Source organism: Streptomyces decoyicus, assembly GCF_019880305.1.
Taxonomy (GTDB): Bacteria; Actinomycetota; Actinomycetes; order Streptomycetales; family Streptomycetaceae; genus Streptomyces; species Streptomyces decoyicus.
In genome coordinates this window covers 5785618-5801550 of sequence record NZ_CP082301.1, presented here as the reverse complement: position 1 = coordinate 5801550, position 15933 = coordinate 5785618, and the positions used below count along the sequence as shown (strand labels likewise).

Sequence of the window (15933 nt, the reverse complement as noted above, 5' to 3'; positions counted from 1 at the left end):
TCCGCACACCGCAACTCCGCTGTGATCACAACGAGTTGAGGAGGCGAACGCCGACCGTGTCTGCGCAGCGCCGCAGTCTCCCGCGAGGGGACGGGGAGGTGTCCGCCGGGTCACGGCGGGCCGGTGGATACGTACCCGTAGTTCACCGTCCGCCGGATCGCCCGGCCGCCGTCCGCGGGAAGGCTCGCCGGGTACGTCCTCGCTCGCCCGCGTCGCACACCTGCACAGGATCCACCGGGGGAACCACCGACCGGAGGCCGGCGGAGCACCGACCCGCCCCGCCGTGCCATCCGCCAGCCGAGTGAAAGCGGACAGGAGCGCCCATGCCCGCACCCGGTCCCCTGCCCGTGGAGCGGATACAAAGGACAAAACCCCGCAAAGCGTCACAAGCCCAGGTGAGCCCATGATCGGTCGCATTCCTGTTCTGGACATCCGCCCGCAGATCGATTGCGGCCGCCGCCCGGCGAAGGCGGTGGTGGGTGAGACCTTCGAAGTCTCGGCCACCGTTTTCCGCGAAGGGCATGACGCCGTCGCGGCGAATGTGGTGCTGCGCAATCCGGCCGGCCGCTGCGGCCCGTGGACCCCGATGCGGGAGCGGTCACCCGGCTCCGACCGGTGGAGCGCCGAGGTCACCCCCGGCATCGAGGGCCGCTGGTCGTTCACCGTCGAGGCCTGGTCCGACCCGGTCGCCACCTGGCGGCGCCACGCCACCGTCAAGATCCCGGCGGGCATCGACACCGAGCTGGTGCTCGCCGAGGGCGCCGAGCTCCATGAGCGGGCGGCCTCCGAGGTCCCCAAGAGCGATGGCAGGGAGTCCGTGCTCGCCGCCGTGGATACCCTGCGCAACCCCGAGCTGCCCGCCGCCACCCGACTGGCCGCGGCGCTCTCCCCGCAGGTCACCGCGGCGCTGGACCGCCATCCGCTGCGCGAACTGCTCACCGTCTCGCGTCCGATGCCGCTGGTCGTCGAGCGGCGGCGGGCCCTGTACGGCTCGTGGTACGAGCTCTTCCCGCGCTCCGAGGGCGCCACCGTCACCCCGGGCGGGACGGCCGTCAGCGGGACCCTGCGCACCGCCGCCGAACGACTCCCGGCCGTCGCCGCCATGGGCTTCGACGTCGTCTATCTGCCACCGGTCCACCCCATCGGCACCTCCTTTCGCAAGGGCCCCAACAACGCGCTCTCGGCCGGCCCGCACGATGTCGGCTCCCCCTGGGCCATCGGCTCGCCGGCCGGCGGCCATGACGCGCTCCACCCGGACCTGGGCACCTTCGAGGACTTCGACCACTTCGTGCGCACCGCCCAGGAGCTGCGGATGGAGGTGGCCCTGGACTTCGCCCTCCAGTGCTCCCCCGACCATCCCTGGGTCACCCTGCACCCCCAGTGGTTCCACCACCGCGCGGACGGCTCGATCGCCTACGCCGAGAACCCGCCGAAGAAGTACCAGGACATCTACCCCCTCGCCTTCGACGCCGACTTCCGCGGGCTGGTCCGCGAGACCGAACGCCTGCTGCGCTTCTGGATGGCCAAGGGCGTACGGATCTTCCGGGTGGACAACCCCCACACCAAACCGGTGGCCTTCTGGGAGAAAGTGATCGGCGAGATCAACCGCACCGACCCGGACGTGCTCTTCCTCGCCGAGGCCTTCACCCGCCCCGCCATGGTGCACACCCTCGCCCGGATCGGCTTCCACCAGTCGTACACCTACTTCACCTGGCGCAACACCAAGCAGGAGATCACCGACTACCTCACCGAGCTGTCCGGGGAGAGCGCCGCCTACCTGCGGCCCAACTTCTTCGTGAACACCCCGGACATCCTGCACGCCTACCTCCAGGAGGGCGGCCGCCCCGCCTTCGAGGTACGCGCCGTCCTGGCCGCCACCCTCTCCCCCACCTGGGGTGTCTACGCCGGATACGAGCTCTGCGAGTCGACGCCGCTGCGCCGCGGCAGCGAGGAGTACCTCGACTCGGAGAAGTACCAACTGAGGCCGCGCGACTGGGATGCGGCGGCCAGAGAGGGGCGCACCCTCGCCCCGCTGATCTCCACGCTCAACCGCATCCGGCGCCGGCACCCTGCCCTGCAGCAGCTGCGCAATCTGCATTTCCACCAGGTCGACAACGACGCCGTGCTCGCCTTCTCCAAGCACGAGGGGCACGGCGACCGGGCCGACACGGTGCTCACGGTGGTCAACCTCGACCCGCACCACACCCACGAGGCGACGGTGTCGTTGGACATGCCGGTACTCGGCCTCGGCCGGCACGAGTCCTTTCCGGTGCGCGACGAGCTCACCGGCGATACCTACCACTGGGGCAGGGACAACTATGTGCGCCTGGAGCCGGGCCGCTCGCTCGCGCCCGCCCATGTGCTGTCGCTGCGACCGTCCTCACCGATCGGAGGGTCACCCAATTGATCGTCAATGAGCCTGTCCCCGACACGTTCGAGGACACCCCGGCAAAGGACCGCGATCCCGACTGGTTCAAACGGGCCGTCTTCTACGAAGTCCTGGTGCGCTCCTTCCAGGACAGCAATGGCGATGGCATCGGCGACCTCAAGGGCATCACGGCGAAGCTCGACTATCTGCAATGGCTGGGGGTGGACTGCCTCTGGCTGCCGCCGTTCTTCAAATCCCCCTTGCGGGACGGCGGTTATGATGTCGCCGATTACACCGCCGTGCTTCCCGAATTCGGCGATCTGGCCGACTTCGTGGAATTCGTGGATGCCGCACACCATCGCGGCATGCGGGTGATCATCGACATGGTGATGAACCACACCAGCGACCAGCACCCGTGGTTCCAGGAGTCGCGCAGTGACCCCGAGGGCCCGTACGGCGACTATTACGTCTGGGCCGACGACGACAAGCAGTACGCCGACGCCCGCATCATCTTCGTCGACACCGAGGCCTCGAACTGGACCTTCGACCCGGTCCGCAAGCAGTACTTCTGGCACCGCTTCTTCTCCCACCAGCCAGACCTCAACTACGAGAACCCGACGGTCCAGGAGGAGATGATCTCCGCCCTGCGCTTCTGGCTCGACCTGGGGATCGACGGCTTCCGACTGGACGCGGTGCCGTACCTCTACGCCGAGGAGGGCACCAACTGCGAGAACCTGCCCGCCTCGCACGCCTTCCTCAAGCGGGTCCGCGCGGAGATCGACGCGCACTACCCGGACACCGTGCTGCTGGCCGAGGCCAATCAATGGCCGGAGGACGTCGTCGACTACTTCGGCGATTACGGCGTCGGCGGCGACGAATGCCATATGGCTTTCCATTTCCCGGTCATGCCGCGCATCTTCATGGCCGTACGGCGCGAATCGCGCTATCCGGTCTCGGAAATCCTCGCCAAGACCCCGGCGATCCCGTCCGGCTGTCAGTGGGGCATCTTCCTGCGCAACCACGACGAGCTGACCCTCGAAATGGTCACGGACGAAGAGCGCGACTACATGTACGCGGAGTACGCCAAGGACCCGCGGATGCGCGCCAATATCGGCATCCGCCGGCGGCTGGCCCCGCTGCTCGACAACGACCGCAATCAGATCGAGCTCTTCACGGCCCTGCTGCTGTCGCTGCCGGGTTCGCCGATTCTCTATTACGGCGACGAGATCGGCATGGGCGACAACATCTGGCTCGGCGACCGGGACGCGGTACGGACCCCGATGCAGTGGACACCGGACCGCAACGCCGGATTCTCCTCCTGCGACCCGGGCCGGCTCTCCCTGCCGACGATCATGGATCCGGTCTACGGCTACCAGGTCACCAACGTCGAGGCCGCGATGAGTTCGCCCTCCTCGCTGCTGCACTGGACCCGCCGGATGATCGAGATCCGCAAACAGAACCCGGCCTTCGGGCTCGGCAGCTACACCGAGCTGTCCTCCAGCAATCCGGCGGTGCTGGCCTTCCTGCGGGAGGCGCCGGGCGCCGGCGGCGCGGACGACGACCTGGTGCTGTGCGTGCACAACTTCTCGCGCTTCGCCCAGCCGACGGAGCTGGACCTGCGGTCGTTCAGCGGCCGCCATCCGGTGGAACTCATCGGCGGCGTCCGCTTCCCGGCCATCGGGGAGCTGCCGTATCTGCTGACCCTCGCCGGCCACGGGTTCTACTGGTTCCGGCTGCGCAGAAATACCGGCCGGCCGCCGGCGCCCTGACCGGGGACGGGCGCCGCAGACTCGCCCGTACGCGGCCGCACGGCGCGTACGGGCGTTTTTCGACCTTTCGTTCGGGCAGTCTCCCTACTACCGCACGGGCCGGGTGAGCCATCGTCGGTCCCCCCGGCTCGGGAGGGAGACCGCCGCGCAGCGGAGCAGGGCACGCCGGTATCGCCGCTGCCGCACCAGACGCACTCGCCCGGTGCCCGCCCCCGGACCCCGTCCAGGGGCACCGCCGGCACCCTCCGTCTGGGGGTACCCCCACCGCGCCACCGCACAGTCAAGGCCGTATTCCGGGACACTTTGCCCTATATGTCGTGTGCCCGGGGAAAGGACGCGACGCCATGTCGGACACCGCCTCGACCCGTGCCACCCGAAACACCCCTGATCGCCGCCCGCTCGTCGCCGCACCCGATCTGCTGTCCTCGCTGGCGCCCCTGCTCGCCGAATGGGTACCACGCCAGCGCTGGTTCGCCGGCAAGGGACGGCTGGTCACCGGCTTCACCCTGCTCTCGGCGACCGAGCTGCTGCCGTGCACCGACGCGAGCGCGCCCGGCCTGCTGCTGCTGCTCGTCCGCGCCCAGCAGAGCGCGCCACCGAGCCGTACGCCGGCCGGCGGCGACTGCTACCAACTCCTGCTGGGCGTGCATCCGGCGCTGTCGCCCCAGCTGGCGCACGCGGCGATCGGCCGTCCGGGCGGCGGCCCGCTGCGCGGTCGCACCGTCTATGACGCGCTGCTCGACAACCGGCTGTGCGGGCTGCTGCTGGAGCGGCTGCGGGTGCCGGGCCGGCTCGGCACGCTGCGCTTCTGCCGGGAGCCCGATGCCGACATCCCCTCCGGGCTGCCGGGCCGGCCGATCGCCGTCGAACAGTCCAACTCCTCGATCGTCTACGGTGATTCCTTCATCCTGAAGGTCTTCCGGCGGATCGAACCGGGCATCAACCCGGATCTGGAGCTGCCGCGGGCCCTGGCGGACGCCAAGTGCGCGCGGGTGCCGGCGCCCGCCGCCTGGTACGAGTCGGCGGCCGCCGAGGAGGGCGGCGAGGCGACGACGCTGGGCGTGCTCCAGCCCTTCCTGCCGGGCTCGGCGGACGGCTGGCAGCTGGCGCTGAACGCGCTGGCCGTCCGCGCGGACTTCACCGGCTCGGCGCGGGCGCTCGGCCATGCCACCGCCGAGGTGCACACCGCGCTCGCCCAGACGCTGCCGACCACCGAGCTGCGCCGCCCGCAGCTCGATGTGATCGCCGCCCAGATGAACGAGCGGCTGGAGGCCACCGCCCGCGCCGTGCCCGTCCTCCAGCCCTACCGCGCCCGGCTGCGCACCGCCTTCGACGCGCTCGCCACCATCGGCCACGACGGCCGCAGCTGGGCCGCCCAGCGCATCCACGGCGATCTGCATCTGGGCCAGACGCTGCGCTCCGCCGACGAGGGCCGCTGGTCGCTGATCGACTTCGAGGGCGAACCGGCCCGCCCGCTGGCCGAGCGGCGCCGCCCGCAGCCGGCCGTACGCGATATCGCGGCGATGCTGCGCTCCTTCGACTACGCCGCGCGCAGCGGCCCGGCCGGCGGTGACCCCTGGGCGCTGGAGTGGGCCCGGCGCACCCGCGACGCCTACTGCCGGGGCTATGCGGAGGCCGGCGGGCTCGATCCGCGCTCGGCGCCCGAACTGATGCGCGCCTACGAGACCGACAAGGCCGTCTACGAGGTGCTCTACGAGGCCCGGCACCGGCCCGACTGGCTGTCCGTCCCGATGGCCGCCATCCGGCGGCTGGCCGCCGGATGGGAGCCGGGCGTGGACGGGACCGGCCGGGCGCGGTCCGCCGGGTCCGACAACGGCCGGGGGTGAGGGGCCGCAGACGAACCGCCGATCCGCCGCCCGTACGCCCCTGAACCCGCCCGACGCCCCGCCCCGCCCCGAGGAGGCCCTCTCGTGACCGCCCGCCCGCCGTCCCGCCCCACCACTCCCGACACCGCACCCGCTCCGGGCGCGACCGACGACAGCGCGGCGGGGCGGTCCGGCCACGCGGCGACGCCCCGGCCGCCGGCCACCGCCCAGCAGGGCACCTTCGCCGGCAGCGCGGCCGGTACCGCCGCCTTCACCCGGCCGGCCGCACCCCACGAGACGGCCGCCCCACCCCGCGAGACAGCCGCCGCACCCGGCCGGACTGCCGGGCCCGCGGGCCCGGCACGTGCGGCGCAGCCGGGGGCCGGCAGCCACGGTGTCCGGGCCGCCGCCCCGCTGTCCGACGGGGACCGCGGCCGGCTCCTGGGCGGTGCCCATCACGACCCGCACGGGCTGCTCGGCGCCCATCCCGTGCGCGGCGGGCTGCTCATCCGGGTCCTGCGGCCGTACGCCGAGCGCGTCACCGTCCTGGCGAAGGGACTGCGCGCCGACCTGCCCGCCGAGGGCGACGGGCTGTTCGCCGGGGTGCTGCCGCTGCGCACCGTCCCGGAGTACGAGCTGCTCGTCGACTACGGCGACAACACCCTGACGGTGCAGGACCCCTACCGCTTCCTGCCCGCGCTCGGCGAGCTGGACCTGCATCTGTTCGGCGAGGGCCGGCACGAGCAGCTGTGGCAGGCGCTCGGTGCGCGGATCACGGACCATCAGGGCGTGACCGGCACCCGCTTCACGGTCTGGGCGCCCAATGCCCAGGGCGTCCGGGTCGTCGGCAACTTCAACTACTGGGACGGGACCGGCCACCCGATGCGCTCGCTGGGCTCCTCGGGCGTCTGGGAGCTCTTCGTGCCGGGCATCGGCGAGGGCGAGCTGTACAAGTTCGAGATCACCCGGCCGGACGGCTCCCGGACCGTGCGGGCCGACCCGATGGCCCGGCGGACCGAGTGCCCGCCGGCCAACGCCTCGGTCGTCGACGCCTCGCACTACCGCTGGACGGACGGCGACTGGATGGCCCGGCGCGGCGAGCGGCCGGTGCACGAGGCGCCGTTCTCCGTCTACGAGGTGCATCTCGCCTCCTGGCGCCCCGGCCTCACCTACCGCCAGCTGGCCGTCCAACTCCCCGCGTACGTCAAGGACCTGGGCTTCACCCACGTCGAGTTCATGCCGGTATCCGAGCACCCCTTCGGCGGCTCCTGGGGCTATCAGGTGACCGGGTTCTACGCACCCACCGCCAGGATGGGCACCCCGGATGACTTCAGGTTCCTGATCGACGCGCTGCACCGGGCCGGCCTCGGCGTGCTGATGGACTGGGTGCCGGCGCACTTCCCGCGCGACGACTGGGCGCTGGCGGAGTTCGACGGCCGCCCGCTCTACGAACCGCAGGACCCGGCACGGGCCGCGCACCCGGACTGGGGCACCCTGGAGTTCGACTACGGCCGCACCGAGGTCCGTAACTTCCTGGTCGCCAACGCCGTGTACTGGTGCGAGGAGTTCCATATCGACGGCCTGCGGGTGGACGCCGTCGCCTCGATGCTCTACCTCGACTACTCCCGCGAGGACGGCGGCTGGACCCCGAACGTCCACGGCGGCCGGGAGAACCTCGACGCGGTCGCCTTCCTCCAGGAGATGAATGCGACGGTCTACCGCCGCTGCCCCGGTGTCGTCACCATCGCCGAGGAGTCCACGGCCTGGGACGGCGTCACCCGCGCCACGCATCATGTGGGGCCCGGCGGCTTCGGCGGTCTGGGCTTCGGCCTGAAGTGGAACATGGGCTGGATGCACGACTCCCTCGGCTATGTCTCCAAGGAGCCGGTGCACCGCAAGTACCACCACGGCGAGATGACCTTCTCGATGATCTACGCCTACTCCGAGAACTATGTGCTGCCGATCTCGCACGACGAGGTGGTGCACGGCAAGCGCGCACTGGTGTCGAAGATGCCCGGTGACTGGTGGCAGCAGCGCGCCAACCACCGGGCCTACCTCGGGTTCATGTGGGCCCACCCCGGCAAGCAACTCCTCTTCATGGGGCAGGAGTTCGCCCAGGGCGCGGAGTGGGCGGAGAGTCACGGCCCGGACTGGTGGCTGCTCGACCCGTCGTACGAGGCGGAGCCGGACCACCGGGGCGTACGCGATCTCGTCCGCGAGCTGAACCGCCGGTACGCCGCCACACCCGCGCTGTGGGAGCGCGACACCGACCCGGCCGGTTTCTCCTGGATCGACGGTGACGCACGCGAGGACAATGTCTTCTCCTTCCTGCGCTTCGCCGCGGACGGCACCCCGCTGATCTCGGTCACCAACTTCTCGCCCGTCGTCCGCCGCGCCTACCGGATCGGCGTGCCCGACACCGTTCCCGCCTGGCGGGAGGTCCTCAACACCGACGACCCGCGCTACGGCGGCAGCGGCGTCACCAACGCCGACGTCCTCAAGGCCGAACCGACCCCCTGGAACGGCCGCGCCTCGTCCGTCTCCCCCGTCCTCCCCCCGCTGGCCACCCTCTGGCTACGACCCTCCTGACCACCTCATGGCGGATGGCTGTCGGGCCCTTCTCCCGCAGCTGCGGCACCCCCGCCGAACAGATCCGTCCCCCACGTCGCTGTCGCGCCGAAGGGGCGGGAGCCGTATCCGGCACCCGCCCCTTCTCCCCTCCTGCGTCGGGGGTTCAGACCTTGACGGACGTCTTCTCCAGCCCGCCCCGCGGCTCGATGACCTCTGCGGCAGCCGGCGTGGCGGCCGCGTCGTCGACCAGCGTCTCGTCGAACGGCACCCGGCCGGCCAGCACCTCCGAGGCGCGGGCCTTGTCGATCTCCTTGGTCCAGGTGCCGATCAGAATGGTGGCCACCGCGTTGCCGGCGAAGTTCGTCAGGGCGCGGGCCTCGCTCATGAAGCGGTCGATGCCGACGATCAGGCCGACGCCGTCGACCAGTTCGGGACGGTGCGACTGGAGGCCGCCGGCCAGCGTCGCCAGGCCCGCGCCGGTGACGCCCGCCGCGCCCTTCGACGCGATGACCATGAACACCAGCAGCGAGATCTGCTGGCCGAGCGGGAGCGGCTTGCCCATCGCCTCGGCCACGAACAGCGAGGACATCGTCAGGTAGATGGCGGTGCCGTCGAGGTTGAAGCTGTAGCCGGTGGGGACGGTGATGCCGACCACCGGCCTGCTGACGCCCAGGTGCTCCATCTTCGCGATCAGCCGGGGCAGCGCCGACTCCGAGGAGGAGGTGGACAGGATCAGCAGGAATTCCCGGGCGAGGTACTTCAGCAGCAGGAAGATGTTGACGCCGGCGACCAGCCGCAGCAGCGCGCCGAGCACCACGATCACGAACAGCAGACAGGTCGTGTAGAAGCCGACCATGATGACGGCCAGGGACTTCAGTGCGTCCAGGCCGGTCTCGCCGACCACGGCCGCGATGGCGCCGAAGGCTCCCACCGGCGCCGCCCACATGATCATGGACAGCACCCGGAAGACCAGCTTCTGGAGGTGTCCGACACCGCGCAGCACCGGCTCGCCCGCCGAGCCCAGCGCCTGGAGCCCGAAGCCGACCAGCAGCGCCACCAGCAGCGTCTGGAGCACCTCACCGTGGGTGAAGGCGGAGACCAGCGTCGTGGGGATCATGCCGAGCAGGAACTCGGACAGGGACTCGCCGCCGCCCTCGGTCTGGGCGTGGCCCGCGTGCCGGACGGTCTCGGTGAGATGGAGACCCGATCCGGGGTCCAGCAGGTTGCCGACGACCAGGCCGATGGCCAGCGCGACGGTGGACATCACCATGAAGTAGCCGAGGGCCAGCCCGCCCACCGCGCCGACCTTGGCGGCCTTCCGCACCGAGCCGATGCCCAGCACGATGGTGCAGAAGATGACCGGCGAGATCATCATCTTGATCAGGTTCACGAACCCGGTGCCCAGCGGCTTGAGCTGGACGGCGACACCGGGGGCCGCGAAGCCCACGATGATGCCGAGCAGCACCGCCCCGATCACGGCGATGTAGAGGAAATGGGTCCGGTCCCGCTTCGCCGGCGCGGTCTCCTCGGTGGTGCCCCCGGTGGACGGGGTCTGTGCAGCCACGGCTGCCTCCTCGGTCTACGGCTGTGCGCTGATCTGCGGCTCTGTCACACAACAAGTTCCGGCGACTATGCACGCCGCTGTGGCGCCCGTCACCCTTACGTACATTTCGTTCACGTAAAACTGACCGTGCAGACGGTTCCGAAAGTGACCGTGCAGACTGTTGCGTATGCGACTCCCCCGACCCCGCCCGTCCCGGCGGCTGCGCGGTCCCCGCAGCCTCGCCGGACAGCTCTTCGCCATGCAGGTGGTGCTGGTGGCGGTGGTCGTCATGGGCTGCGCGCTCTTTGCGTACGTCAGCGCGGGACGGCAGGCGGAGGAGACCGCGCGGCGCCAGGCGACCGCGGCGGCCACCGCCGTCGCCGACTCCCCGGCAGTGGTGGCGGCGGCACGCACCAAGGACCCGACGGCCGCGCTCCAGCCGTACGCCGAGCGGCTGCGGCGCGATGCCGGCGTCGACTTCGTGGTGGTGATGGCGCGGGACGGGACCCGCTGGACGCACCCCGAGCCGTCCGCGATCGGCAGGAAGTACCTGGGGCACATCGGTCCTGCGCTACGCGGCAAGGTCTTCCCCGAGACGCACATGGGGGTGCTCGGACCGTCCGTACGGGTCGTCGCGCCGGTCCGTGATCCGCAGCGCGGCGGCCGGATCACGGCCCTGGTCAGCTCCGGGATCACCATCGAGACGATCAGTGCGCAGCTGCGCGACCAGGTCCTCGCGCTGGTCGGTGTGGCCGCTGCGGCGCTCGCGCTGGGCGGCCTGGGGACGTATGTGATCAATGCCCGGCTGCGGCGGCACACCCACGGGATGAACGCGGCGGAGCTCAGCCGGATGCACGAGTACCACCAGGCCGCGCTGCACGCCGTACGCGAGGGGCTCCTGATGCTCGACGGGCAGCGCAGGGTCGCCCTGATCAACGACGGCGGGCGGGAGCTGCTGGGGCTGTCGGACGACGCGGTGGGCCGTCTCGTCACCGAGCTGGGGCTGCCGGAGCCGCTGACCGAAGCGCTGCTGGCGCCCGGACCGCGCGTCGACGAGCTCCAGCTGACCCGCGAGCGGGTGCTGGTCGTCAACTCCGCACCGGTCTCCGGCGGGGAGCGCCGCGGCAGCGTCGTCACCCTGCGCGATCACACCGAACTCCAGGCGCTGTCCGGGGAGTTGGACTCGGTACGCGGCTTCACCGAGGCGCTGCGCTCACAGGCGCACGAGGCCGCCAACCGGCTGCACACCGTGGTCTCGCTGATCGAGCTGGGGCGGGCCGAGGAGGCCGTGGAGTTCGCGACCGCGGAACTGGAACTGGCGCAGGCGCTGACCGATCAGGTGGTCGGCGCGGTCGCCGAGCCGGTGCTCGCCGCGCTGCTGCTCGGCAAGGCCGCGCAGGCCAACGAGCGCGGCGTCGAACTGACCCTGACCCCCGACAGCCGGATCGACGACGGGCTGCTGCCACCCGGTCTGCCGGCCCGCGATCTGGTGACGGTGCTGGGCAATCTCCTCGACAACGCCCTCGACGCCGCCGCACCCACCCCGGAGCACACCCCCACCGAGCCGCCGCGGGTCCGTGTCACCGCGCGGGCGGACGGCGACGAGCTGCTGCTGCGGGTGGCGGACAACGGTCCGGGGGTGGCCGCGGACGCCGTCGAGGAGATCTTCCGGCGGGGCTGGAGCACCAAGGAGAGCACGGCCGCGCCCGCCCGGGGCCGCGGCCTGGGCCTGGCCCTGGTCCAGCAGGCGGTACGCCGCAACGGCGGCACCGTCACCCTGGACCGGGCGCCGGAGGGCGGCGCACGGTTCACCGTACGGCTGCCCCTGCGGGCGGGGGCGACGACATGAGCGCGGCGGCGGGCGCGGCCCGCCCGGCGGCGAGAGGATGTGCCCGGTGACCCCCTCCGACATCCGGGTCCTCGTCGTCGAGGACGATCCGGTCGCCGCCGACGCACACGCCCTGTACGTGGGGCGGGTGCCCGGCTTCACCGTCTCCGGCACCGTGCACTCCGGCGCCGGCGCCCGCCGCCACCTCGAACAGCACGCCGTCGACCTGCTCCTGCTCGACCTCTATCTGCCCGACGGTCACGGGCTCCAGCTGGTGCGGACGCTGCGCGCGGCCGGACACACCGCGGACGTCATCGCGGTCACCTCCGCCCGCGATCTGGCGATGGTGCGCGAGGGCGTGTCGCTCGGCGTGGTGCAGTACGTGCTGAAGCCGTTCACCTTCGCCACCCTGCGCGACCGGCTCACCCGCTATGCCGAGTTCCGCGCCACCACGGGCGAGGCCAGCGGACAGGACGAAGTGGACCGGGCGATCGCCGCACTGCGCGCACCGCGTCCCGCCTCGCTGCCCAAGGGGCTGACCGCGGCCACCCTGCGGGCGGTGACCGATGTGCTGCGGACCGCGGGGAGCGGGCTGACGGCGACCGAGGCGGCCGCCGACGTGGGCATCTCCCGCATCACCGCCCGCCGCTATCTCGAACATCTCGTGGAGAGCGGCCGGGCCGCCCGAGCGCCCCAGTACGGCCAGGTCGGCCGCCCGGAATTGCGCTATCGGTGGTCGGGCCATTGACCGGCTGTGATAGCTGACCTACTTTCAGCGGGCAGCCCGCCGTGGTTAGTTGGAGGTCGCCGTGCGCCCCACCGCCCCGCTGATTCTTCTGGCCGCCGCCGTCGTGGCCGCCGGCACGCTCACCGCCTGCGGCAGCGGGTCCGGGAGCGACAAGAACACCGTCAAGGTCGCCTTCATCAAGGACACCAACGGCAAGGTCACCGTCCGGGACGACTATGTCCGCCTCGTGGCACGGCAGTTCGAGAAGAGCCACCCCGGCAAGAAGGTCCGGCTGATCCCGATCCAGGCGTCGGAGAACGACTACTACACCAAGATCCAGCAGATGATGCGCTCCCCGCGGACCGCACCGGACGTGGTCTACGAGGACACCTTCCTGGTCAACTCCGATATCAAGGCGGGGCTGTTGCGTCCGCTGGACGACCACCTCGGCACCTGGGACGACTGGCGGCAGTTCGAGCCGGCCGCGAAGGCCGCGGCCAAGGGGCAGGACGGCAGGACCTACGGCGTCCCGGACGGCACGGACACCCGCGGGCTGTGGTTCAACAAGAAGATCTTCAAGAAGGCGGGACTGCCGGCGGACTGGCGGCCCGAGGACTGGGCCGGGGTGCTGGACGCGGCCCGGACCATCAAGCGCAGGGTCCCCGGTGTCATCCCGCTGAACGTCTTCACCGGCAAGGGCGCGGGCGAGGCCGCCGTGATGCAGGGCTTCGAGATGCTGCTGTACGGCACCGGCGAGCACCAGCTCTACGACCCGGGGGCCAAGAAGTGGGTCACCGGCACCAGGGGCTTCAAGGACAGCCTGCGCTTCCTCGACACGGTCTACAAGGAGAAGCTCGGCCCCGACGTCTCCGACGCGCTCAGCCCCAACATCCAGACTCAGGTGGCCGCCGAGCTGCTGCCCGAGGAGAAGCTCGCCATCGACCTCGACGGCTCGTGGCTGGGCCAGCAGTGGCAGAAGACCGGTGGCGGCAACCCCTGGCCGGCCTGGTCGGCCACGCTCGGCCAGGCGCCGTTCCCCACCCAGCACGGCACCCCGCCCGGCAAGGTCAGCCTGGCCGGCGGCTGGACCTGGTCGGTGCCGCAGAAGTCCCGGCAGCCCGAGCTGGCCTGGAAGCTGATCAAGACCTTCCAGTCGCAGCGGAACGCCCTGGAATGGTGCGTACGGGGCGCCCAGATCGCGGTGCGCAAGGACGTCGCGGCCGACCCGCGCTACCGGACCTCGGTGCCCGGCATCGGCTTCTTCACCGGTCTGGTCAAGATCAGCCAGTACCGGCCCGCCCTCCCCGAGTACCCCCGGGTCGCCTCGGCGATCGGCGAGGCGATGGAGGCGGTCACCTCAGGTGACGCCTCGCCGGACAAGGCCGCCGCGGACTACGACGCGGCGCTGACGTCCCTGGTCGGCGGCCGGACCGTCGCCAGGCCATGACCGGCGCCGTCGCCGGGAAAGCCGCGGCCCGCGCCCGGACGCCGGGCGCACCGTCGCCCGGCAGGGTGCTCACCCGTCTGCTGCGCTGGTCCCCGCTCGCCCCGGCCACCGTCCTGCTGCTGCTCTTCCTCGTCGGCCCGATCGGCTACTGCGTCTTCATCGCCTTCACCGACACCCAGCTGACCGGCCAGGAGTCGGCGTCTTTCGTCGGCCTGGCCAACTTCCGGCACGCCTTCGGCGATCCGGCCTTCCGCAACGCCGTGGTGCTGACTCTGGTCTTCACCGTGCTCTCCTCGGTCCTCGGGCAGAACACCCTGGGCCTGGCGCTGGCCGGTCTGATGCGCCGCGCCTCGCGGCCCGTACGGTCGCTGACCGGCGCGCTGGTGATCTGCGCCTGGGTGCTCCCGGAGATCGTCGCGGGCTTCCTGCTCTACACCTTCTTCGAGCGGCGCGGGACCCTCAACGCCCTCTTGGAGTGGCTCCATCTGCCCGCCCAGAACTGGCTGTTCACGCTGCCCGTCCTGGCCGTGTCGTTCGCCAACGTCTGGCGCGGTACGGCCTTCTCGATGCTGATCTATTCCGCGGCGCTCGCCGAGATCCCCCAGGAGGTCACCGAGTCGGCCGAGGTCGACGGGGCGGGCGGGGTGCGGCGGCTGTGGCACATCACGCTGCCGATGATCCGCCGCTCCATCGGCACCAACCTGATGCTCAACACCCTCCAGACGCTCTCCGTCTTCGGGCTGATCTGGGCGATGACACGGGGCGGTCCGGGCAACCGCAGCCAGACGCTGCCGGTGTTCATGTACGACCAGGCGTTCCTGAAGTCCCTGATCGGCTACGGGACCGCGGTGGCGCTGCTGTTGCTGCTGGTGGGCGCGCTGTTCTCGGCCGTCTATCTGCGCCTGATGCGCGAGGAGGTCTGAGCCGTGCCGCCTTCCCGCCGCCTCCTCCCCCGGACTCTTTGGCGCGCTCCCCGCAGGGGGAACCGCCATCGGCCGGCCGCCGACGCCGGACTGCTGGCCGTCGCGGTGGCGTTCGCGATTCCGCTGGTGTGGCTGGTGCTGTCGTCGCTGGACACGGAGGCGACGCTGCGGGTGCGGCTGCCCACGTCCCCCTCGCCGGACAACTTCTCGGCGGTGCTGACCGACGAGATCACCTTCACCCCGATGCTCAACAGCCTGCTGATCTGCGGGGGCGCGACCCTGCTCACGGTGCTCTGCGCGGCGCTCGCCGCCTATCCGCTGTCCCGTTTCCGCTCGCGCTTCTCCCGCCCGTACCTGCTGACGATCCTGTTCTCCACCTGTCTGCCGATCACCGCGGTCATGGTCCCGGTCTACGCGCTGTTCGTGCAGGTGAACCTGATCGACACCCGGTACGGCACCGCACTGTTCCTGGCCGCCGCCCAACTCCCGTTCGCCATCTGGCTGATGAAGAACTTCATGGACGGGGTACCGAAGGTGCTGGAGGAGGCGGCCTGGACGGACGGCGCCTCCTGGCCGCAGACCCTGCTGCGGGTGATCCTGCCGCTGATGGGCCCCGGGGTCGCCGTCGTCGCGATCTACACCTTCATCATGATGTGGGGCAACTTCTTCGTGCCCTTCATGCTGCTGCTCTCCCCGGAGCAACTGCCCGCCTCGGTGAGCATTTTCAATTTCTTCGGCAATTACGGGGCCATTGCCTTCGGTGAACTGTCGGCATTCTCGATCCTGTACTCGACACCGGTGCTCGTGCTGTACATCCTTATCTCCCGGCGGCTCGGCGGCGGCTTTGCGCTCGGTGGTGCGGTGAAGGGCTGAGCGCAGCGCGTGCAGGGAAACCCACGAGGCCGGGACGGAAAACCGGCCGGCTAGTAGC

At 71.0% G+C, this 15933-nt stretch carries 10 protein-coding genes; 9 read left to right on the top strand and 1 reads right to left on the bottom strand.

Annotated elements, in window-relative coordinates; translation table 11 throughout:
- The first annotated feature begins 403 nt into the window (after positions 1-403).
- The 4 genes from K7C20_RS25690 (at position 404) to glgB (ending at position 8552) form a co-directional block, all read left to right on the top strand.
- A complete protein-coding gene (locus tag K7C20_RS25690) occupies positions 404-2407 on the top strand; it encodes an alpha-1,4-glucan--maltose-1-phosphate maltosyltransferase (RefSeq protein WP_053210124.1) in 2004 nt (667 codons plus the stop codon).
- Positions 2404-4137, top strand: a complete 1734-nt coding sequence (gene treS / locus K7C20_RS25685) for a maltose alpha-D-glucosyltransferase (RefSeq protein WP_053210123.1) — start codon at positions 2404-2406, stop codon at positions 4135-4137. Before K7C20_RS25690 ends, treS begins: the two co-directional genes overlap by 4 nt.
- Before the next feature lie 344 nt (positions 4138-4481).
- Positions 4482-5984: a maltokinase N-terminal cap-like domain-containing protein gene (locus tag K7C20_RS25680; RefSeq protein WP_053210122.1), complete on the top strand. Its 1503-nt coding sequence runs from the start codon at positions 4482-4484 to the stop codon at positions 5982-5984.
- Between the two features lie 393 nt (positions 5985-6377).
- Positions 6378-8552, top strand: coding sequence for a 1,4-alpha-glucan branching enzyme (gene glgB / locus K7C20_RS25675; protein ID WP_030080210.1), 2175 nt, complete (start codon positions 6378-6380; stop codon positions 8550-8552).
- A 145-nt stretch (positions 8553-8697) separates the two neighbouring features.
- Here glgB and K7C20_RS25670 read toward each other — a convergent pair whose 3' ends face one another.
- Positions 8698-10098 carry a cation:dicarboxylate symporter family transporter gene (locus tag K7C20_RS25670; RefSeq protein ID WP_053210121.1) on the bottom strand — a complete coding sequence of 467 codons (1401 nt, stop codon included), beginning with the start codon at positions 10096-10098 and terminating at the stop codon, positions 8698-8700.
- A gap of 166 nt (positions 10099-10264) precedes the next feature.
- On the opposite strand from K7C20_RS25670, the gene K7C20_RS25665 reads away from it, so the two are divergent.
- From K7C20_RS25665 to K7C20_RS25645, 5 genes are all read left to right on the top strand, one after another.
- A complete protein-coding gene (locus K7C20_RS25665) occupies positions 10265-11926 on the top strand; it encodes a sensor histidine kinase (RefSeq protein WP_053210120.1) in 1662 nt (553 codons plus the stop codon).
- A 37-nt stretch (positions 11927-11963) separates the two neighbouring features.
- Positions 11964-12653, top strand: coding sequence for a response regulator (locus K7C20_RS25660; RefSeq protein WP_030080207.1), 690 nt, complete (start codon positions 11964-11966; stop codon positions 12651-12653).
- A gap of 61 nt (positions 12654-12714) precedes the next feature.
- Positions 12715-14079, top strand: a complete 1365-nt coding sequence (locus K7C20_RS25655) for an extracellular solute-binding protein (RefSeq protein ID WP_053210137.1) — start codon at positions 12715-12717, stop codon at positions 14077-14079.
- Positions 14076-15002: a carbohydrate ABC transporter permease gene (locus K7C20_RS25650; protein ID WP_030080203.1), complete on the top strand. Its 927-nt coding sequence runs from the start codon at positions 14076-14078 to the stop codon at positions 15000-15002. The genes K7C20_RS25655 and K7C20_RS25650 overlap by 4 nt, the downstream gene beginning before the upstream one ends.
- A gap of 3 nt (positions 15003-15005) precedes the next feature.
- Positions 15006-15875, top strand: a complete 870-nt coding sequence (locus K7C20_RS25645) for a carbohydrate ABC transporter permease (protein ID WP_030080201.1) — start codon at positions 15006-15008, stop codon at positions 15873-15875.
- Positions 15876-15933 lie beyond the last annotated feature (58 nt).

What these genes read in the sequence shown, in the direction of transcription:
- K7C20_RS25690 (WP_053210124.1), top strand. Translation starts at nt 404, where the DNA reads ATGATCGGTCGCATTCCTGTTCTGGACATCCGCCCGCAGATCGATTGC.
- K7C20_RS25660 (WP_030080207.1), top strand. Translation starts at nt 11,964, where the DNA reads ATGTGCCCGGTGACCCCCTCCGACATCCGGGTCCTCGTCGTCGAGGAC.
- K7C20_RS25665 (WP_053210120.1), top strand. Translation starts at nt 10,265, where the DNA reads ATGCGACTCCCCCGACCCCGCCCGTCCCGGCGGCTGCGCGGTCCCCGC.
- K7C20_RS25680 (WP_053210122.1), top strand. Translation starts at nt 4,482, where the DNA reads ATGTCGGACACCGCCTCGACCCGTGCCACCCGAAACACCCCTGATCGC.
- K7C20_RS25650 (WP_030080203.1), top strand. Translation starts at nt 14,076, where the DNA reads ATGACCGGCGCCGTCGCCGGGAAAGCCGCGGCCCGCGCCCGGACGCCG.